This window comes from Pedobacter sp. MR2016-19 (genome assembly GCF_014947265.1).
In the GTDB taxonomy this organism is placed as follows: Bacteria; Bacteroidota; Bacteroidia; order Sphingobacteriales; family Sphingobacteriaceae; genus Pedobacter.
Window position 1 is genome coordinate 1 of record NZ_JADCNK010000004.1, and the last position, 20759, is coordinate 20759.

Annotated in this window: 18 protein-coding genes; 15 read left to right on the plus strand and 3 right to left on the minus strand. The window is 37.9% G+C overall.

The window, feature by feature from the left end:
* The coding region (locus IM793_RS06950) for an alpha-2-macroglobulin (RefSeq protein WP_193420358.1) at window positions 1–6300 on the plus strand (6300 nt) is incomplete at its 5' end.
* Between the two features lie 234 nt (window positions 6301–6534).
* On the opposite strand, the gene IM793_RS06955 is transcribed toward IM793_RS06950, so the two are convergent.
* From IM793_RS06955 to IM793_RS06965, 3 genes are all read right to left on the minus strand, one after another.
* Window positions 6535–7209 (minus strand): LytTR family DNA-binding domain-containing protein, encoded by a 675-nt coding sequence (locus IM793_RS06955; protein WP_193420359.1) that lies wholly within the window; start codon window positions 7207–7209, stop codon window positions 6535–6537.
* Window positions 7210–7256: 47 nt separating this feature from the next.
* The gene (locus tag IM793_RS06960; protein ID WP_193420360.1) at window positions 7257–7571 is read right to left on the minus strand and encodes a GIY-YIG nuclease family protein; all 315 of its coding nucleotides are present in this window, start codon (window positions 7569–7571) and stop codon (window positions 7257–7259) included.
* Between the two features lie 212 nt (window positions 7572–7783).
* Entirely contained in the window at window positions 7784–9322 is a 1539-nt protein-coding gene (locus IM793_RS06965; RefSeq protein WP_227256169.1) for a sensor histidine kinase, read from the minus strand.
* 449 nt (window positions 9323–9771) lie between these two features.
* Here IM793_RS06965 and IM793_RS06970 point away from each other — a divergent pair, with 449 nt between their 5' ends.
* The 14 genes from IM793_RS06970 (at window position 9772) to rpsJ (ending at window position 20746) form a co-directional block, all read left to right on the plus strand.
* Entirely contained in the window at window positions 9772–10185 is a 414-nt protein-coding gene (locus IM793_RS06970; RefSeq protein ID WP_227256170.1) for a Spx/MgsR family RNA polymerase-binding regulatory protein, read from the plus strand.
* A 68-nt stretch (window positions 10186–10253) separates the two neighbouring features.
* Entirely contained in the window at window positions 10254–10994 is a 741-nt protein-coding gene (locus tag IM793_RS06975) for a carboxypeptidase-like regulatory domain-containing protein (protein WP_193420361.1), read from the plus strand.
* A 117-nt stretch (window positions 10995–11111) separates the two neighbouring features.
* Window positions 11112–13097 carry a M1 family metallopeptidase gene (locus tag IM793_RS06980; protein ID WP_193420362.1) on the plus strand — a complete coding sequence of 662 codons (1986 nt, stop codon included), beginning with the start codon at window positions 11112–11114 and terminating at the stop codon, window positions 13095–13097.
* Window positions 13098–13488: 391 nt separating this feature from the next.
* Entirely contained in the window at window positions 13489–13896 is a 408-nt protein-coding gene (locus IM793_RS06985; RefSeq protein WP_193420363.1) for a RidA family protein, read from the plus strand.
* A 299-nt stretch (window positions 13897–14195) separates the two neighbouring features.
* A complete protein-coding gene (locus tag IM793_RS06990) occupies window positions 14196–14804 on the plus strand; it encodes a trans-aconitate 2-methyltransferase (protein WP_193420364.1) in 609 nt (202 codons plus the stop codon).
* Between the two features lie 23 nt (window positions 14805–14827).
* Entirely contained in the window at window positions 14828–15049 is a 222-nt protein-coding gene (locus IM793_RS06995) for a VF530 family DNA-binding protein (RefSeq protein WP_121283883.1), read from the plus strand.
* Between the two features lie 126 nt (window positions 15050–15175).
* Entirely contained in the window at window positions 15176–15574 is a 399-nt protein-coding gene (locus IM793_RS07000) for a hypothetical protein (RefSeq protein WP_193420365.1), read from the plus strand.
* A gap of 77 nt (window positions 15575–15651) precedes the next feature.
* Entirely contained in the window at window positions 15652–15822 is a 171-nt protein-coding gene (locus IM793_RS07005) for a hypothetical protein (RefSeq protein WP_193420366.1), read from the plus strand.
* 197 nt (window positions 15823–16019) lie between these two features.
* On the plus strand, window positions 16020–16331 hold the full coding sequence (locus tag IM793_RS07010; RefSeq protein WP_193420367.1) for a type II toxin-antitoxin system HigB family toxin: 312 nt from the start codon (window positions 16020–16022) through the stop codon (window positions 16329–16331).
* Complete coding sequence (locus IM793_RS07015) at window positions 16315–16674, plus strand: type II toxin-antitoxin system HigA family antitoxin (protein ID WP_193420368.1); 360 nt, start codon at window positions 16315–16317, stop codon at window positions 16672–16674. Before IM793_RS07010 ends, IM793_RS07015 begins: the two co-directional genes overlap by 17 nt.
* Window positions 16675–17160: 486 nt before the next feature.
* Entirely contained in the window at window positions 17161–17574 is a 414-nt protein-coding gene (gene rpsL, locus IM793_RS07020; RefSeq protein WP_029278631.1) for a 30S ribosomal protein S12, read from the plus strand.
* Window positions 17575–17591: 17 nt separating this feature from the next.
* Window positions 17592–18059, plus strand: coding sequence for a 30S ribosomal protein S7 (rpsG, locus tag IM793_RS07025; RefSeq protein ID WP_056097505.1), 468 nt, complete (start codon window positions 17592–17594; stop codon window positions 18057–18059).
* A gap of 129 nt (window positions 18060–18188) precedes the next feature.
* Window positions 18189–20303, plus strand: coding sequence for an elongation factor G (gene fusA, locus IM793_RS07030; RefSeq protein ID WP_193420369.1), 2115 nt, complete (start codon window positions 18189–18191; stop codon window positions 20301–20303).
* A 137-nt stretch (window positions 20304–20440) separates the two neighbouring features.
* Window positions 20441–20746, plus strand: a complete 306-nt coding sequence (gene rpsJ / locus IM793_RS07035; RefSeq protein ID WP_008244591.1) for a 30S ribosomal protein S10 — start codon at window positions 20441–20443, stop codon at window positions 20744–20746.
* Window positions 20747–20759: the final 13 nt, after the last annotated feature.

Sequence of the window (20759 nt, forward strand, 5' to 3'; positions counted from 1 at the left end):
GATTTTTACAGGGTCGATTCTATTGCCAACCAGGCCAAACCAAAAGATGCACTTGCTTTAATTGAAAAAATAAATGAGCAGGCACGTAAAACGCATAATACGCCTTTGCTCGTTAAATCGGTTATTTACCGGATGATGTTTCAAAGTTACCTGGAGGAAAATTCATTTGATAAGATTTTGATCAATTTGCAAAAAGATATCAATATAGCCAAACAGCCTGAAAAAAGCATTTTACAATCACTTTTAGCCGAAACATATTGGAACTACCTGCAACAGAACCGTTGGCAGATTAACCAGCGTACGCAGGTACAGGGAGATATAGGAGATGATATTAAAACCTGGAACATTAAAAAACTGAATGATGAAACGGTAAAATATTACCTGCTATCGCTAAAAGAGAGCCAGATTTTACAACAGACGAAAGTAGATACTTTGGATGCGGTTTTGGCAGGTGATAAAAAATACAGAAGCTTTAGGCCTACCTTATACGATTTGCTGGCCCACCGTGCCATCGATGTTTTTAGCAATACACAACTCAACCTTACACAATATGATGATGAATTAATCGACATGAGTAATGTTGACTGGTTTGGTAACAGACAACTATTTTTAAATATTAAAATACCGGCCGATAGTTCTTCTTTTAAAGTGCAGGCTTTGCAGTTATTTAAAAACCTGATCCGATTTCACCAGAACAACAGTAATTCTTCAGCACTGGCAGATGTAGATTTAAAAAGGTTAAAGTTTGTACAACAGCATTTTACTGGCGACAAACAAGAATTGTACTACAACGCTTTAAGTCAGTTGGCTGAGCAAAGTACCCAAAGTGAAGTTTTTGCTGATATTTTATACGAGCAGGCCACCATACATAAAAACGCACAATTACCTGTTGATACCAATAAACAAAACCTGATTACGGCAATTGCTTTGGCCGAAAAAGCGATAAATGCCTTTCCAAAAAGCATCGGGGCAAAGAATGCCAGGAATTTAATTGAAGAGATTAAAAGCAGTAGTTTATCGGTTAAAGTAAAAGAATTTGTACAGCCCGATCAACCCAGTCAATTATATCTATCCTACAAAAATACAGATACCGTACAGCTGAGGTTGTACCATTCGCCAGAATTTAAAAATGACTATGAACAGTTTAACAATAAGGCCGATTTTTTAGCTTTTTTAAGAAAGAATAAAATAGTTAAGCAGTGGGCCATAGCTGCGCCTAAAACCAACGATTATCAAACCCACAGTTTAGTTGATAAAATTGAGGCATTGCCTTTTGGTAGTTATACTTTAATTGTCCAGACCATTAACCACAAACAGAACGATACCGTTTATAGCAACATCAATTTTAAGGTTACAGCAATGGCGGTTATTAACAGACGTAATTTTGATAATCATGAATATTTTGTTAGTCAGTTGAATGATGGTGCGCCTTTAAAAAACGTAACGATCAGGCAACGGAGATACGATTACAATACCCGTAAATATATTGATGGTGAATTGTTAACTACAGATGGGAATGGTTACGCCAGTACCGCCGAAACCCAGTCTGGAATGAGTGCCGCATTATTAAAGCTTGGTAAGGATGAATTGCAGATCAACATTAACAATTATAATAGCTACCGGGATGACGAAGATGAAGAACGTATAATTCTATTTACCGACAGACCGATCTATCGCCCGGGACAAACCATTTATTATAAAGGATTGTGTTTGAACATCCTGAATGGAAAGAATAAAATTGCCGTAAATAGGGCCGTTGATATTTCTTTTAATGATGCCAATGGAAAAGAGATTACCAAAACGAAATTGATGAGTAACGATTATGGCACATTTCAAGGTTCGTTTACCATCCCAATGGGCATATTAAACGGTCAGATGGAAATTGAAACCGAATATGGCCGCATTGCTGTACAAGTTGAAGAGTATAAGCGGCCTACCTTCGAGGTGGTTTTTGATAAACCCAATAAACACTATAAACTGAATGATAGCATTAAAGTAGAGGGTAGGGCCAATTCTTTTTCAGGCTATTCGGTGAGCAACGCGAAGGTAAACTATAAAGTTTTTCGGAGAGTGATGGACGATTACAGGCTCAGCTACGAGCAGCGGATTGTTATTTATGGCTCCAGGATGTATGCTGAAAGAAAACAGGTAGCCATTGGCAAAACAAGCACCAAAGCAGGCGGTAAATTCGAGATTACTTTTTTTGCAAACGTTACGGATACCAGGGCAAATTATAGCTATGAAATTGTGGCTGATATCACTGATTTAAATGGCGAAACCCGTTCGAAGACGACTACTATAAATGTTGGAAAAAAGGATATTACACTTAATATCAATGCAGAGCAAGTTGTGTATTTGAGCAATAAAACAGATAGTATCTCTTTTTCGGTTACCAATTTAAACAATGAAGCCATTAAGGCTGATGTTAAAGCAGAGTGGAGTTTATTGGAGGCACCATCAAGACTGATGAACAAAAGTCCTTTTTATCCCGAAAATTATGCCATGAGCAAGGAAGATTTTATTAAGAACTTTCCCCATGATGATTATAACAATGAACTCGAAGTAGCTAAATGGCCGGTAAAATCAGTGGAATTTAAGCAAAACCTTAGTGCCAAAAACGGTCGTGGAAACTTAAGTTTTAGTCAGAAAGACCTGAAACCAGGTTATTATAAAATCATCTTAACGGCTGTAAATGGGCAAAATGATACGGTTACTGTAGATAAATACCTCGTGGTTTATCATGCAGCGCCTGCAGTAATACAATCAAACATCGAATGGATTACACCAGAAGTTACGGTGATCAAACCAAACGAAAGCGCTGTATTCCGTTTGGCAGGTTTGGCAGAGAACAGTAAGGCTTATTACGAAGTTTATTATCGCGATAGCATAGCCGAAAAAGTGTGGATCAATTTATCACCAAAACAGACCATTGTTAAAATACAACCAAAAGCCAATTACGAGGATGGGTTTGCAGTGCAGTTTACCATGGTGCACCAAGGTACTGTTTACAACTCCATGCAACAGGTTAAAATTGCAGATCCGCAGAAGGAGCTGAACATCCGCTTTTTAACCTTTCGTAATAAATTACAGCCCGGTGAAAAGGAAAGCTGGAAACTGCAGATCAGTAATAACAAGGGAGAAAAACAAATGGCCGAAATGGTAGCCACACTTTACGATGCCAGTTTAGACGACCTTAGGAAGATGAACTGGAATACGAATTTGCAAAACAGTTTTAATTATGGTTTTTATAACTGGAATTTCAATGCAAACAATGTTGCTAACCCAGGTTACCTATGGTTTTTAAGACAGGACATAGATTATAGCGTAATTAACCGGGGTTATGAAAACCTTAATCTGTTTGGTTATAACTATTATGGCGGATACAACTCTGGTTACCGGAACTACGTTAGCAATTTACAAAGGGCTAAACGAAAAGGCTTATCTCCGGAAGCGGTAAAAAAACTCGCGGAGTTAGAAAATGGTAAATTAATTTATGGGGTGGTGCTCGATCGTCAGGGCGAAATACTGCCAGGCGTACAGGTTAGTGTAGGTAAAAGGGTAACCACCAGCAATGTTTTAGGTATTTACACCATTAATGCCAAAGCAGGGGAGATACTGAACTTTTCTTTTATCGGCTATAAAAACTATTCTATAAAAATAGGCAGTAAAAAGCGTTTTGATGTAACGTTGAAAGAGGATGGGAATGCTTTAAAAGAAGTAATGGTTACTGGATATGCGACACAAAAAAAACAAAATATAACTGGTTCGGTTGTTCAGATTAGAGGAATGTCAACTTTGCAAGGGAAAGCTGCTGGATTAAGTGTTGCAGCCCCAACAGTTGAAATGTTAAAAGAGGAAGCAGTTGCGGTAGATGAGACTGGGATATATGATTTCGCAAGCATTAACAGTTACGATCCTAAAACAGGTTTAGAAATCGTAAATGGTAAGCCAGTCATCAAAAAACCTAACATTACCCCACGTACCAACTTTAACGAACTCGCATTTTTCTATCCGCAATTGTTAACCGATGCTAAAGGTGAAATCAAGATCGAGTTTACCATCCCCCAAAGTTTAACACGCTATAAAATGATGGGTTTTGCACATACCAAAGATTTAAAAACGGCATCTATCACTAATGAATTGGTTACCCAGAAACAATTGGCCATTGCCATAAATGCCCCACGCTTTTTCAGGGAAGGAGATACGATTTTATTAAGTGCCAAGCTGAATAACCTTGCTGGTACAAAACTGGTCGGCAATGCCAGTTTAGAACTTACCGATGCCTTAACGGCAAAACCGGTCCAGATTTTAGGCTCAAATGATAAGTCGGAAAAAACTTTTGAAGTGGATAACGAGGGCAATACCGTTTTAAAATGGACATTAATTATTCCATCAGGCATTAGTGCCATTACCTATAAAGTTTTGGCCCAAAGTGGCAAATTTAGCGATGGCGAAGAAAATACCATTCCGGTTTTGGCAAATGCCATGTTGGTTACCGAAAGTATGCCCATAAATGTTCGTGGTAATACTAGTAAAACTTTCGACTTTGAAAAGCTGGAGAAATCTGGCGCTTCAAAAACTTTACGCAACCAAAGTTTAACATTTGAGTTTACCTCCAATCCGGTTTGGTATGCGGTGCAGGCCTTACCTTACTTAATGGAATATCCGTACGAGTGTGCTGAACAAACTTTTAGCCGCTTTTATGCCAATAGTTTTGCAACGGGAATTATTAATTCATCGCCAAAAATTAAAACGGTTTTTGAACAATGGAAAAACACCAATAATGGCGAAGCATTGTTATCGAACCTGGAGAAAAACAAGGAATTGAAATCGATTTTATTAGAAGAAACCCCTTGGGTACGCAATGCAGATAATGAAAGCGAACGTAAAAAACGTTTGGCTACACTTTTCGACTTAAACAGAATGACTTATGAGTTAAAAGCCAATTTTGAGAAGTTAGAAAAAATGCAGTTTAATAACGGGGCTTTCCCATGGTTTAGTGGCATGCGGGAGGATAGATACATTACCCAGCACATCGTTTTGGGAATGGGCCAGTTAAAAAAACTGAAAATGGTTGATGAAAAAGCTTTTCCGAAATTTAATGCTATGCTCAATAAGGCCATTATTTATTTAGATGCGGAATTCGTTAAGGATTATAAGGATGAAGTGAAGGGGAAACGCTCTGGCTACTTGCCGTTACACTATCTTTTTGCCAGAAGTTATACCAATCAAAAAAATACTACTGCCGATTTTACAAAAGCTAAAGATTTTTACCTCAAAAAATTGGTTGCCAACTGGAAAACCTTTGATACTTACCAACTGGCACAAACAGCTTTGGTGTTCAACAGAAACGGCAATAGTGTAGAAGCGAAGAAAATCATTACGCTGTTAAGTCAAACCGCACAACAAAACGACGAACTGGGCATGTACTGGGCTAACAACAAAGCAGGTTGGTGGTGGTACCAAAGTCCGGTTGAAACGCAGGCTTTGTTGATTGAGGCTTTTGATGAAGTGGCGAATGATACCAAAGCGGTAGAGGAAATGAAAATCTGGTTGCTCAAAAATAAACAAACCAACGATTGGCAAACCACAAAAGCTACTACAGCTGCCTGTTATGCATTATTAATGAAAGGTACCGATTTATTAAGCGAAAGTAATGAACCAGAAATCACAATTGGTAGTCAGAAATTAACAGAACTGCAACAACCCAATGCTACAAAAGAGGCCGGAACCGGTTATCAGAAAGTAAGCATTGCAGGTGCGAATGTTAAACCTGAAATGGGCAGGGTAGAGGTTAAAAACAATAACCAAACCATAGCCTGGGGAGCACTGTACTGGCAATATTTTGAGCAATTGGATAAAATCACATCAGCCAACACCGGAGTCAAAATCAAGAAACAATTATTCATCCAGAAAGCCAGCGATAAAGGTGATGTGTTAACACCGCTTACCACCAGCAATGTTTTGGCACCAGGTGATTTATTGAAGGTGCGTATAGAAATTAACTGCGATAGGGATATGGAATATATCCATTTAAAAGATATGCGTTCATCAGGTTTTGAACCCGTAAATGTGATCTCCCAGTATAAATATCAGGATGGTTTGGGTTATTATGAAAGCACTAAAGATGCTTCAACCAATTTCTTTATCAGTTACATGCCAAAAGGAACTTATGTATTCGAATATCCATTACGGGTTACCCATGCAGGCAATTTTTCGAATGGCATTACCAGTTTGCAAAGCATGTATGCACCAGAGTTTACTACTCACTCAGCCGGGATAAGGGTAAGTGTAAAATAAATGGGTTATAAACCTAAAAGATGCACTCAGGTGACTTAGGTGGTCAGTTTTTTTTGGAAAAGCAGGGTTCGGCGTACTTGGGTGATTAGAGCCCTGCTATCCGCTACAAAGCCTCGGTTCGTGCCTCACCTTCGGGTTTTACGCTACTATCAGGTTTATTTAACAATGGTTCTGCATTTCATATCGCTGTTCCAGACCTAGCAGATTTCGAAAACCTGCGAGGCTTAAATTGCATTAAGTAAGTTGTATTCCACCATAGGTTGCCCCAATAGGAATGATCTTTTCCCCGATCCAGATTTGGCTGCGGTCAAATTTGGATACTTTGTTTTTTGCAACAATAAATGCCCGGTGGCAGCGGATAAAATCTGTTTTTGGAAGTAAATCAGCCAGATCGTTTATGGTAATGCGCGAGCTCAGTAATTTATCCTTAAGCTGGATTTGGGTGTAATTTCCCGAGGCTTCCACATACCAGATTTCGTCTAAATTAACCTTAATTTGTTCATAACCATCTTTTATAAAAATGTATTCCGTTTTGGCTTCCTGTTTCTGGCTACGCAGGTTAAAGAGTTCGTGTGCCTTATTGCAGGCCTTCAAAAAACGCGAAAGTGAAAAAGGTTTTAACAAATAATCAACAGCGTCAAGTTCAAAACTCTGTACGGCATGTTCGGTATAAGCAGTAGTGAAAATAACCATTGGCGGCTTGTTTAAACTCTTTAAAAAATCAATTCCACTGATATCGGGCATTTTAATGTCGAGAAAAATCAGGTCAACCTTGTTATGCTGAAGATAAGTGATGGCAGCAAAGGCATCAGTAAAGGTTTCCTGCAATTCTACAAACGGAACTTTTGAGGCATGAGATTTTATAATGTCTAATGCAATCGGTTCATCATCTATAGCAATGGCAATCATTTTTGGTTGGTCTTTGTGGATGTCAGGCTAAGCGTAGTCTAAGCCCATTACTTGGTAAAATTCGTATGGCTAGTAGTGTTTTTACAAATAGATAGTTCTTTAAGTTTATCCCAGTTATCGTTTATAATAGCCTCTTTCTTTTTTCTAGACCAACCTTTAATTTGTTTTTCAAAATTAATGGCTTCATTAATGTCTTCAAAGTGCTCGCAAAATACTAAGATTATAGGTCTTTTTCTAGCAGTATAACAAGTTAGGTTTGTAGCATTTTCGTGTTCATAAAGTCTTTTGTCTATATCGTTTGTAACTCCCGTGTAGTAAGAGTTATCTGCACATTTTAAAATATAGACGGTGTAGGTTTTCATATTTTATTTTGACTTCGTCTTCACTTTATACTAACGCGTGGTGTCATCCTGAGCGGAGTCGAAGGACATTTTAAATATAATAAAATCAAGATAAATGCCAACAGATATTTTGATCTACTGCCCTTCGACTCCGCTCAGGGTGACATTCGCAGATAAATTATCATTTATATTGATATAACAAATTATGGGTTACCATAAGCAAAGTCGAAGGACTAATCTAACTGCAAAGTTAAATGAACAAAAAACTCGTTTGCACTTTCGCGGATAATTAATTCGTGTTTTCCGTAATAAAGTAATGATAAGCGTTGTTTAACATTTTCAAGTCCGATGCCGCTTTTTAGTTTTTCAGGATCATTATCTGCCTTGATATAAATACTGTTGCTTACGTCGAAATATAAAGTCTTTTCTTTAGTTTGCAGCGTAATTTTAATGTATGAGGGCTGTTGCAAACTGATCCCATGTTTAAATGCATTTTCGATAAAGGGGATCAACAACATTGGTGTAATCTGCAAATTGTTTAATTGTTCTTCAATATGGGTGTCAATCCTGATATCTGCCGAGCGTGAGGTGCGCAGTTTTTGCAGATCGATATAATTGTTCAGGTATTCTACCTCCCGGGTTAGCGAAATTTTATCCTGTGTGTTTTCGTGAAGCATAAAACGCATCATATCACCCAGTTTTTGAATACCCTCGCCCGTTCTTTCTGCATTTTCCTGTAAAGCTGTTCCAAAAAGGGTGTTTAAAGCATTAAACAAAAAGTGTGGGTTAATCTGCGATTTTAAGAAATTCAGGTTCGCATCGGATTTGCCCAGTTCCGTTTTCAGCATCTGGATTTCGCTCAGCTTTTCAAATTTATGTTTGTAAACATACCAGGCAGATGGCGTGGTAATGCAGATTAAACATATTGCATTTAAAATTAAGGTAATTGGCACAACTTCGCCATTGCGCATAAAAGGGATAAGGGCAATGAGCAAGAGGAGTGAAATGATAATGGTTAAACCTACATTGCCCCAAAAGTACCGGCCAAAACCCTTAAAGTTTTTTCGAAGATTTGGAATGATATAATAAATAGCGCAAAAGGCAAAGAAAATATTTACCGGTGGTACAAGTAACCAAACGATCAACAATTCATAATCGATTTTTAAAGAGAGTACTGCCGCAAATACCATGAGCGTAATCAGCCAGATTTTTGTACTCACAAATATCTCTGAAACAATATTCTTATTATAACTCTTTAAAAAGTGGATTCTATTAAAAAGCTCTATGCCACGCTCGTTAAAATAGGCGTAAGCGTTAAAAAGTAAATAAATAAAAAATATATAGGTAAAAGCTTCTCCAAAAAACATGTCGTAACCGCGGTCCATATCATCATATTCCACAAGGCGGTAAGCTTCCGAATAGGTATTGGCGATCATCCATCCAATAATAGAAAACGCAGTAACAGCAATGGTCATGATCAGGTTCATGGTCACGTTACGGCCCTTTGCCAATTGAGGCATTGAAACAAAATTGAAAAGCAAAAAACTAAAGTAAATGATACTGATCTTGAATATTTCAGGAAGAAAGAAATTCGCCATAATGCTATACTCAACCGAATTTTCAGAAAAACGGTAAGACCCGCCAGAACCATAAGTGGTCTGCGTGCAAATGCTGATCAATGCTAGAATGTATAATGTTGTAGAAATCCAAAACTCAAGCTGGTTGATGTTTTTGGATTTGATGGCAGTTGAATTACCTGAAAGAATTTCCATTTTTATTTTAATTAATAGTACAATTTTACAAAGAGAACCGGTCACAATATTTAAAATGTGATGGATGGGGCTAAAAATGTGACGAATGATCAGGATTTATAGGATTGCGGGATTTTAAGATTGAGTTTTTTCGTTCATCGTGCAGTCAGATGTTGCCATCTGACTGTTTGCGAAAATCAATAATTCAACTTTGTGTCTGATAACAATATCCAACACCACGGATATCAGGCGACCTGATTCATCATCCATTTTTCATTGTTTAACCATTAAGAATTTAAGCACATTAAGATTTTATAGTCAGTTTTTAAAGCGCTTGGTATCGATTATTGAAAATTGATCATTAGTTATTATTCTTTCCATCATCCATCTTCCATTTTACACAGTTTGGCATTGGTTATTGCAAATTGATCATTGGGTATTATCCCCTCATATTCCCTTTTTTACTATCTTTGAAACGGATTGCTGGATTGGTTTTTCCATCATACATTTTCCATCTTACATTATTACAACTCAACATGACCGTTTACGGAATTCCAAATTGCAATACAGTTAAAAAATCGCTCGATTGGTTAAAAGCAAATCAAATTGATTTCGAATTTCACGATTTCAAGAAAAAAGGCATTACTGAAGAAAAGTTAAATGAATGGTGTAATACTTTCGGCTGGGAAACGGTGTTGAACCGTAAAGGTCTAACCTGGAAGAAACTCACTAAAGAGGAACAAGCCAAAATTGATAAGCAGGATTTGGCGATCGCTTATTTAAAAGAAAATACCAGTGCAATAAAACGCCCGATTATTGAGCAAAACAACAAAGCCATATTGATTGGATTTGACGATGAAAATTATTTAAAAACACTAACCTGATTCATTTGTTCTAATGTTAAAGTTTGTTAAATGCAGATTTTAAATGTCGAACTAAGTTACTTTTGAGTATGTACAAACTGATCATTTTTCTATTGCTTGCCTTGCCAATTGGCGTTTTTGCACAAACGGTAACTACAGGTACAGTTTTCGATTATTCGAAAAAAACACTCTCACTGCCTGGCGTTTCCATCAGAAACCTGAACAGTAAAAAATCTACCAGTACCAACAAAGAAGGTAAATATACCATTGCAGCCAACATTGGCGATTTGATTGAATTTTCGGCAATAGGGTATCATACCGACACGCTTTATTTAACCAATCTCCTAAACAGAACCATCTACCTTCCGGTAAAATCGAACAGTTTAAAAGATGTAGATATTACTGCGGTCCGCATGAACAGCCAGGTAACCGATGCTAAAGATCCCCTGGCAGAAAAATACACCTTGCTTAATACCGGGGGTAACCTAAACCGTAAGCGTATGAAAGATAAGGTGGGTGGCTTGAACCTGAATTTAGGTTACGGTAAATATAAAAGACAACAGCGTAAAGAAGCCGATTTAGAAGAAAAGGAATTGTACCAGGATGAAATCGACGAAAACTTCACTCCAAAGGCCATTACCGATCTTACTAAACTGGAAGGTGAAGACCTTAAAAACTTTATGATCATTTATAGGCCTTCAATCGAAGCTATAAAGGCTGAAAGACCTTTTCGTTATTCTTTTTACATCTCACGTGCCTTTGTAGCATGGAAAAAATTAACACCACAGGAAAGAAAATTGCAGGATCTGCCAAAATTAAAGGCTAATTAAGTCTCTTTAACAGATATTAATTGAATTATAACCATTATTGGTAACATTATAACCACATATAAATCTATATGTGGTTATTTTTTATATTTACCGCAGTATTACAACCTTATTATGATCATGAAATTGACTAAACTGATTAATTTTGGTTTGGTTTGTTGTGTTTTTGCTTTTTCAGCATCAGCCCAGCAGGCTACAACCCCCGCACCAGCAAGCAACTATAATCCCGCTGAAGCATTTGGACCACTATTTTATACCCAAAACGGAAATGAATTCCGCTCGGCAATTGGTGCGCCAGGTCTGAAATACTGGCAAAACCATGTTGACTATAACATTACCGCCAACCTCGATGAAACCAAGAACATGGTTAGCGGAACGGTTACTATTACCTACAAAAACAACAGTCCTGATAAGTTGCCTTATTTATGGTTACAGTTAGATCAGAATACTTTTAAAGAAACTTCACGTGGTTATGCCATTACCCCTTCACGTAGCCGTTATGGCGCACAGGGCGAAAAATTTGATGGAGGTTATAAAATCCAGAACATCAGCGTAGCTCAAAAAGCAGGTGCAGTAAAATTCACCTCTATCGTTGAAGATACCCGTATGCAGATTCGTTTAGATCAACCTTTGGCCGCTAATGGCGATTTGGTAACCATTAAAATGGATTATTCGTACATCGTACCGAAAGAAGGATCGGACAGAACAGGTCATTTAACTACAAAAAACGGTGAAATTTTTGCCATTGCACAATGGTTTCCACGCATGTGTGTATATGATGATGTAATCGGTTGGAATACTTTGCCATATTGGGGCGGAGGAGAGTTTTATTGCGAATATGGCGATATCAACTTTGCCATTACTGCACCGGCAAGCCATATCGTTATGGGTTCGGGAGAATTATTAAACCCTGCTGAAGTTTTTACACCAGAGCAGTTAAAAAGATGGAACGCGGCTAAACTGAGCGATGCTACCGTGCATATCCGTACCGAAGCAGAAGTAACCGATCCAAAATCACGTCCGGCGAAAGATAAACTAACCTGGAAATTTAAAATTACCAATGCACGCGATGCGGCCTGGGCTTCATCAAAAGCATTTGTATTAGATGCCGCCAGGTATAAACTGCCAAGTGGTAAAACAGGTTTGGCCGTTTCTGCGCAACCGGTAGAAAGTAATGGTGTTGATTCTTATGGCCGTGGGGTAGAATATGTGAAATCTACCATCGAGCATTATTCATCAAAATGGTTCGAATATCCTTATCCAATGGCTGTTAATGTGGCTACCAATATTGGTGGTATGGAATATCCTGGCATTGTTTTCTGTGGCTGGACTGCTAAAAAGGCCGGCGCATGGGGAGTAATCGATCACGAATTTGGGCACACCTGGTTCCCGATGATCGTGGGTTCTAACGAGCGTAAATATGGTTGGATGGACGAAGGATTTAATACTTTCATCAACGGTATTTCTAAGAAAAACTTTAATAATGGCGAATATGCAGGTCCTCCGGCTGATTTACACAGAATTGGTAAAAATGTGATCGGTAACCCGATTTACGAAAATATTATGCAGATGCCTGATGGTATGGCCGAAAGAAATATAGGTGTTAACTTATACAGCAAACCAGGATGGGGCCTGGATATTTTGAGAAACCAGATCTTAGGCGAAGACCGTTTTGATTATGCTTTCCGTCAGTACATTAAAAACTGGGCATTTAAACACCCAACACCGTTCGATTTCTTCCGTTCGATGGAAAATGGAGCGGGCGAAGATTTGGCCTGGTTCTGGAGAAGCTGGTTTTTAAACAGCTGGAAAATGGATCAGGGTATCGCTGCCGTTGAAGCCGTTAAAAAAGATGATAAATTGGTAGGCTATAACATTAAAGTGGTAAACTTAGAGAAAATGCCAATGCCAATTATCCTTCAGGTTAAAACCAAAAGCGGAAAAACTGAGACCGTAAAAGTTCCGGTTGATGTTTGGATGAAAAATACTAGCTGGCTGGTTCGTTTCCCAACAACTGAAGAAATTGAGTCGGTTACTTTAGATCCCGATAAAGTATTGCCAGATTCAAATCCTGATAACGATACGTGGACCGCTACAGGCAACTAAGCCAATGTTATTAATTAAGTGCTGCGGTTGTCAGTCTGAGGGTTAATTTATTTTAAAAAAACCAATATAATGAGGTTATTAATCTACGCGTAAAAATCCCTCTAGTTACCGTCATTTCGAGCGGAGTGCAACGCAGTCGAGAAATCTAACTAAATAGATCTCTCCATTTCGCTGCGCTACAGTCGAGATGACGACCTTTCTATTGGAGTCTGTCACTGATAGAGTAGTCGAAGACTTCTTGAGGTTTACCCTTTAGCTTAATCGGCAACAGAGCTTACATTAAATAAATTCCAGACCTCCTGATTTTAAAAGATCAGGAGGTTTTTTATTGCAAACTGCCGACGGTTTACGGAAAACTATCAGATAATTTAGCTGTCATAAATTTACAAATATGGAAACACCTGGTTTAGAAATTACCAATCCTGCTGGCATATACGATCCCCGTCCACACGGATATTCTCATTTGGCTTCAGTTCCGGCCGACCGTCAATTGGTATTTGTTGCAGGTCAGGGCGGTAGCAGAACAGATGGCATTTTAAGTGATGATTTTAGGACACAGGTAGGCATTGTTTTCGAAAATATTGCCTTAGCTTTAAAAAGCAAAAATTTAACCATGGCCAACATTGCAAAACTGACTACTTTGGTGGTAGATTACGATGAAGCCAAACACGAGATCCTGATCGAAGAATCAAATAAAATATGGCCCGACCAGAAATTCCCGGTAAACACGCTTATCCCGGTACAAAGGTTGGCCTTAAATGGCATGTTAATCGAAATTGATGCTACGGCTGTTGGTTAATTTATAAACCCGGTTACAATTATTGTTTAACCGATATTGTTTTGGAAATGAAGGGTCCAATACCTTTGGCGTGATCCTGGAAGCAGACCGTTCATCCTAAACCTGACAGTAGCGGGCATGAAGTGCAACGGAGTAAAGCGGATGGCAGGGCTGCATTTGCCAAGAACCACTGCAGTTTTGTTTCCAATAAAAAATAGAATATGTTTATTTTATTGTTGTTAATGCAAGGGGTGGTGTTCTGGATATTTTAAAACTTTGAATTAAAGATTAACATCAATAATAATCTAAAATTTACACATATGGAAAAAGGAGAACGCAAAAACGTTTACAAAGTTTACAATAAGATAGGACACTGGTTTGCTGAAAACCGTTATGCTGATTCGGTAGAGAAAGCTTATTTAAATGATATCCTCCAACACCTTGCAACAGATGCAAAGGTTTTAGATCTGGGCTGCGGTGATGGGAAACCCATATTGGAATATTTTATCAACCATGGGGTAAATGTTCTAGGAGTTGATGCCAGCGAAAAAATGATCGGGCTGGCAAAAATCAATTTCCCATCTACCAGATTTCTGCTAAAAGATATGCGTGAACTCGATCTCGACGAAAAATTTGATGCGATTATTGCCTGGCACAGTTTTTTTCATCTTCCTGCTGATGATCAGCCGGATATGTTTGCTATTTTTAAACGTCACCTTAGGCCCAACGGTATTTTACTGTTTACGTCTGGAACGGAAAGGGGAGAAGTGTGGGGCATGAATGGTGGCGAAAATCTTTTTCATGCTTCTTTGGATACCGCTGAATATCAAACCCTGCTTCAGGCAAATCAATTTGAGGTGCTCAGGCACAAAATAAACGATCCCGATTGCGGCGGTGCAAATGTTTGGATGGCCCAGTACAAACCCTGATAATTTTGCCTTAACTTTGCGAAATGGCCGAACAGCAAAAAAATAATCCTTTACACGGTATCACTCTGGAAAAAATAGTAACCGATCTGCAAACGCATTACGGTTGGGAAAAACTGGGATCATTGATCAGGATCGATTGTTTCAATAATAACCAAACGATCAAATCGAGCTTAAAATTTTTAAGAAGAATGCCCTGGGCCAGAAAAAAGGTTGAAGATTTATACCTTGATACGTTTAATAAATGATGGAATGAGTGAGTTTAGAAGGAGTGAATAGGCTAGTCTAATCCAATATTCTCTCATTTAATCATTTCTCTTTCCTTTGCAACCTTTTCTTTAAAACCGTCGTCATCTTGATCTAAACCATATCAAATGAAAAATATTATCTGTTCTTTTTTGCTGGCGATCATTTTAAGCAGCTGTGCTTTATCAACCATGACAACCATCTATTCCATGTCGAGTGGTAAAATAGATGTTCCTCAGAAAGAAACTTATAGCGTAGTGTATCAGGCAAATTTTGGCGATGGTTTAATGGCCGACATGGCTTACACTACTGAAAATGGAAAACAGACAGAACTAAAAGAAATTAACGGTGCATGGGAAAAGACTGTAATCTTAAAATCTGGAACACATGTTCAGCTTACAACTTTTGCTACTGCTAAGCATCAATCTAAGGGTGAATATAAAATCCTCGTTGACGGAAAGGTAGTTTCTGAGTATGTGTTGAGTGGAAGAAAGCTAAAATATTCTTTTGCTTTCGACCTGCCATAATTCATTAAATCTTCATTTTGCTTTTCGAGATTTAATAAAAAAATAACAAGGTTTATTCATTATTAATCAACTTGAAAATGAAAGCAATTAAAGTTTTAAGCATCGCTTTATTAGCCATGTTTACCTTTGCAACGGTTAATGCGCAAACTGCAGCACCTGCAAAACCAAGTACAGAAAAATCTATGACTAAAAAAAGTCATAAAAAGCATCATCATAAAAAACACACAAAAAAAGTAGCTAAAGCTTAAAAAAGGAAAGTCTTTCAGGTAAAACTGGAAGACTTTTTTGCATTATAACAGGTCATTATTTTAACCCAGTGAAAAAACAGTTATGTAATTAACCCATTACTATAAATGTAAGTTTCTGTGATAATATCAAGTAGCCCAATGAAATTATGAGAATTAAATAAATTTGTTTTGTTACCATTTTGGTAATACATTTGTATATGCGGATTATTGCTAAAAAGACACTTGTTGAATATTACAGGAAGCACAGCACCGCCAAGGCTAGTTTAGAGGCTTGGTATGGTGAGGTTGTTGAGCAAGATTGGAATATGCCAGCAGATGTAATTAAGTTGTATGCAACTGCAGATGTAATAACAGGTAAACGATTCGTATTTAACATTAAGGGTAACGATTATAGGTTGATTGCCGATATAGAATTTAAATTAAAAATTGTTTTTATAGTTTGGATTGGCACACATGCTAATTATGATAAAATTAATGTGGAGGAGGTAAAATATGTTAAAAGTAATTAAAACAGAGAATGAGTATGAATTGGCTTTAGAAAAGGCCTACTTGTTGATGCAAAAAGATCTTGATTTAGATACCGAGCAAGCTGATGAATTGGATTTATTAACATTATTAATAGAACATTACGAAGAAAGTCATTATGCAATTGCACCTCCATCACCAATTGAAGCCATCAAATTTAGGTTAGAACAGTTGGGTAAAGCGCCAAGTGAGCTATCTAAAATTTTAGGTGCCCGCAGTCGCCAATCTGAAATATTGAGCGGTAAGCGCAAACTTAGTTTAAGTATGATTAGAAAATTACACGAGGTTTTGAATATTCCGGCCAATAGTTTGATTGGTGCTTATTAAGCTATTTATTAAATATCGCGAAAAACGGAAGGCAAACTGATCTCCTTTAAACTTTGCAGGGAAAATGTTAATATTAGAAGCCTACTTTTGCCACCTAAACCCGATATAAGTGGAAAGTGAGTTCTTCACGAACTTGTAACATTAGCGGGGCCGAACCCAGCCAAAGTATGGCTGAAACTGCTTTCCAAATAAGCGTTTAATAATGATGAAACAAGGCCAGGATGCATTGAGTATTTAAGGTGAGAAAGATTGCTTCAGGCCACCATCATTGCCTCCGCTTCAGTTCGGAATGACGACAAGAGACAGGAAGAACTGCAAGTCCTTAATCTTCAACTGAAAACTGATAAGTGCCAACTGAAAACTTTTTACGCTAACCCCTTGATTTTTAAAAAGAATTGTTCTACTTTTGCAGTCCGTTTTATGGGCTATCTGCAAGGATGCCGGGGGAGCGGTAAATTTTTTAATAAAAAAACATAAAAAAGCACAATGCCAACCATTCAACAATTAGTTAGAAAAGGTAGAGTAGCACTGGAGTTCAAGAGTAAGTCTCCAGCGTTGGACAGTTGTCCACAGCGAAGAGGTGTATGTACACGTGTGTACACCACTACCCCTAAAAAACCAAACTCAGCAATGCGTAAAGTAGCCCGTGTTCGTTTAACGAACGGTAAAGAGGTGAATGCTTACATTCCTGGAGAAGGTCACAACTTACAGGAGCACTCAATCGTATTGATCCGTGGTGGTCGTGTTAAAGATTTACCAGGTGTACGTTACCACATCATCCGTGGTGCATTAGATACATCAGGTGTGGCTGGTCGTAACCAACGCCGTTCTAAATATGGTACTAAACGTCCTAAACCAGGACAGGTAGTTGCGGCACCAACAAAAGGTAAAAAGAAATAATCGGGAGGAAATAAGAAATGAGAAAGTCAAAACCAAAAAAGAGAATTATTCTTCCTGATCCAAAATTTAATGATGTTCAGGTAACTCGTTTTGTAAATAATATGATGTACGATGGAAAAAAATCTATCGCTTATTCAATTTTTTATGATGCTGTTGAAATTGCTGAGAAAAAAGCAGGTGAAAACGGTTTAGAGATATTCAAACGCGCATTAACTAACATTATGCCAGCTGTAGAGGTTAAATCTCGTCGTGTTGGTGGTGCTAACTTCCAGGTTCCAACTGAGGTTAGACCAGAGCGTAAAACAGCTTTAGGTATGAAATGGTTAATTTTATACGCTCGTCGTCGTGGTGAAAAAACCATGAAAGAGAAATTAGCTGGTGAAATCGTAGCTGCTGCTAAAGGCGAAGGAGCTGCTGTTAAGAAGAAAGAAGATACGCACAAAATGGCTGAGGCTAACAAAGCGTTCTCTCACTTCAGGTTCTAATTTAGGATTAACAGATTAGTAAGATTACACAGATTTAATTAGAAGATTATACTGATTAGATAAATTGCACCGATTTGTTTTAACATAATCGGTGTAATCATTTAAAATCAGATAAATCAAAAACATAACATGGCAAGAGATTTAAAATTTACAAGAAATATTGGAATCGCGGCTCACATTGATGCGGGTAAAACTACAACAACTGAGCGTATCCTTTATTATGCTGGTGTAAGTCATAAAATTGGTGAAGTGCACGAAGGTGCTGCAACAATGGACTGGATGGCACAAGAGCAAGAGCGTGGTATTACCATTACTTCTGCTGCAACTACTGTTGATTGGAATTACAGAGGTCAAAAGTATCACGTTAACGTGATTGATACTCCAGGTCACGTGGATTTTACCGTAGAGGTAAACCGTTCACTACGTGTACTAGATGGATTAGTATTCTTGTTTTCAGCTGTTGATGGTGTTGAGCCTCAATCAGAAACAAACTGGCGTTTAGCAAACAACTACAGTGTGCCTCGTATTGGTTTCGTTAATAAAATGGACCGTTCTGGAGCAGACTTTTTAAAAGTTGTTAAACAGGTTAAAGAAATGTTGGGTAGTAATGCAGTTCCATTACAATTACCTATCGGATCTGAAGATGGATTTAAAGGTGTGGTTGATTTGATCAACAACCGTGGTATCGTTTGGAATGAGCATGATAAAGGGATGACCTTTACTGAAGTGCCAATCCCAGAAGATATGATTGATGAGGTTGCGGAGTGGAGAGAGAAATTACTTGAATCGGTTGCTGATTATGATGAGTCGTTAATGGAGAAATTCTTCGAAGCGCCAGAAACAATCACAGAACGCGAAGTTTTAGATGCTTTACGTGCAGCTGTTTTAGATGCTAAAATTGTACCTATGGTTTGTGGTTCATCTTTCAAAAATAAAGGTGTACAAACGATGCTTGATTATGTGATGGAATTATTGCCTTCACCTATGGATAGTGAAGGTGTTATTGGTACAAACCCAGATACTAATGAGGAGGTTTTATTAAAACCAAGCATTAGTGAGCCATTTGCAGCTTTAGCTTTTAAAATTGCAACCGATCCATTCGTAGGGCGTTTATGTTTTATCCGTGTTTACTCGGGTAACTTAGAAGCAGGTTCTTACGTGTATAACTCTCGTTCAGAAAATAAAGAGCGTATTTCTCGTATCTTCCAAATGCATGCTAACAAGCAAAACCCTGTGCCAAATGTGGCTGCTGGTGATATTGCTGCGGTAGTTGGCTTTAAAGATATCAAAACAGGTGATACGCTTTGTGATGAGAAAAACCCAATCGTTCTTGAGTCAATGGATTTCCCAGAACCAGTTATCGGTTTAGCTATTGAGCCTAAAACTCAGGCTGACGTTGATAAATTAGGTATTGGTTTAGGTAAATTAGCTGAAGAGGATCCTACATTTAGAGTTCAAACAGATCAGGAAACCGGTCAAACGGTTATCTCTGGTATGGGTGAGTTACACTTAGATATTTTAATTGACCGTTTAAAACGCGAATTTAAAGTAGAGGTTAACCAAGGTGCACCACAGGTAGCTTACAAAGAAGCTATTTTAGGTTCAACAACACACCGCGAAACATACAAGAAACAATCAGGTGGTCGTGGTAAATTTGCTGATATTTCAGTAATTATCTCACCAATTGATGCTGATTTCGAAAAAGGTGGTTTACAGTTTGTAAACGAAATTACAGGTGGTTCAATTCCTCGTGAGTTTATCCCTTCAGTAGAAAAAGGTTTTGCTGCTTCTATGGCAAATGGTGTATTAGCTGGTTATCCACTTCCTGATATGAAAGTTCGTTTAACGGATGGTTCATTCCACGCGGTCGATTCAGATGCTTTATCATTTGAGCTTGCTGCTAAAATGGCATACCGTGAGGCTTTACCTAAATGTAAACCTACTTTGATGGAGCCAATCATGAAAATCGAAATCTTAACCCCTGAAGAAAACATGGGTGACGTGATCGGTGATATGAACCGTCGTCGTGGTCAGTTATTAGGTATGGATACCCGTAACGGATCTCAGGTAATTAAAGCAACTGTGCCTCTTTCTGAAATGTTTGGTTATGTAACGCAGTTACGTACCATTACATCAGGCCGTGCAACTTCTACAATGGAATTTGACCACTATGAAGCTGCGCCTAAAAATGTACAGGATGAAGTAATTGCTAAATCTAAAGGCAGAATTAAATCTGAAGACTAATTAGTATTAAGATAAAAGTATCAAGTATCAAGATGGATTATCAGTCTTGATACTTAATACTAAATACTTGCTACTAAAAAGATAAATCCGGTTTCTGTTGTTAATAGCTCTAACAGGAAACCATAATTAAAAATAAGATGAGCCAAAGAATCAGAATTAAATTAAAATCTTACGATTACAATTTAGTAGATAAATCTGCTGAGAAAATCGTAAAAACTGTTAAACCTACGGGTGCAGTGGTTAGTGGTCCGATTCCACTTCCTACAGAGAAAAAAATCTTTACTGTTTTACGTTCTCCACACGTAAACAAAAAAGCTAGAGAGCAATTCCAATTGTGCGCTTATAAACGTTTATTGGATATTTATAGCTCTAACTCTAAAACAGTTGATGCTTTAATGAAACTTGAATTGCCTAGCGGTGTTGAAGTTGAAATCAAAGTTTAATTGATTTTAAAAA

What these genes read in the sequence shown, in the direction of transcription:
- IM793_RS06955 (WP_193420359.1), bottom strand. Translation starts at nt 7,209, where the DNA reads ATGATTGCCATTGCTATAGATGATGAACCGATTGCATTAGACATTATA.
- IM793_RS06960 (WP_193420360.1), bottom strand. Translation starts at nt 7,571, where the DNA reads ATGAAAACCTACACCGTCTATATTTTAAAATGTGCAGATAACTCTTAC.
- IM793_RS06965 (WP_227256169.1), bottom strand. Translation starts at nt 9,322, where the DNA reads ATGGAAATTCTTTCAGGTAATTCAACTGCCATCAAATCCAAAAACATC.
- IM793_RS06975 (WP_193420361.1), top strand. Translation starts at nt 10,254, where the DNA reads ATGTACAAACTGATCATTTTTCTATTGCTTGCCTTGCCAATTGGCGTT.
- IM793_RS06980 (WP_193420362.1), top strand. Translation starts at nt 11,112, where the DNA reads ATGAAATTGACTAAACTGATTAATTTTGGTTTGGTTTGTTGTGTTTTT.
- IM793_RS06985 (WP_193420363.1), top strand. Translation starts at nt 13,489, where the DNA reads ATGGAAACACCTGGTTTAGAAATTACCAATCCTGCTGGCATATACGAT.
- IM793_RS06990 (WP_193420364.1), top strand. Translation starts at nt 14,196, where the DNA reads ATGGAAAAAGGAGAACGCAAAAACGTTTACAAAGTTTACAATAAGATA.
- IM793_RS06995 (WP_121283883.1), top strand. Translation starts at nt 14,828, where the DNA reads ATGGCCGAACAGCAAAAAAATAATCCTTTACACGGTATCACTCTGGAA.
- IM793_RS07000 (WP_193420365.1), top strand. Translation starts at nt 15,176, where the DNA reads ATGAAAAATATTATCTGTTCTTTTTTGCTGGCGATCATTTTAAGCAGC.
- IM793_RS07005 (WP_193420366.1), top strand. Translation starts at nt 15,652, where the DNA reads ATGAAAGCAATTAAAGTTTTAAGCATCGCTTTATTAGCCATGTTTACC.
- IM793_RS07010 (WP_193420367.1), top strand. Translation starts at nt 16,020, where the DNA reads ATGCGGATTATTGCTAAAAAGACACTTGTTGAATATTACAGGAAGCAC.
- IM793_RS07015 (WP_193420368.1), top strand. Translation starts at nt 16,315, where the DNA reads ATGTTAAAAGTAATTAAAACAGAGAATGAGTATGAATTGGCTTTAGAA.
- rpsL (WP_029278631.1), top strand. Translation starts at nt 17,161, where the DNA reads ATGCCAACCATTCAACAATTAGTTAGAAAAGGTAGAGTAGCACTGGAG.
- rpsG (WP_056097505.1), top strand. Translation starts at nt 17,592, where the DNA reads ATGAGAAAGTCAAAACCAAAAAAGAGAATTATTCTTCCTGATCCAAAA.
- fusA (WP_193420369.1), top strand. Translation starts at nt 18,189, where the DNA reads ATGGCAAGAGATTTAAAATTTACAAGAAATATTGGAATCGCGGCTCAC.
- rpsJ (WP_008244591.1), top strand. Translation starts at nt 20,441, where the DNA reads ATGAGCCAAAGAATCAGAATTAAATTAAAATCTTACGATTACAATTTA.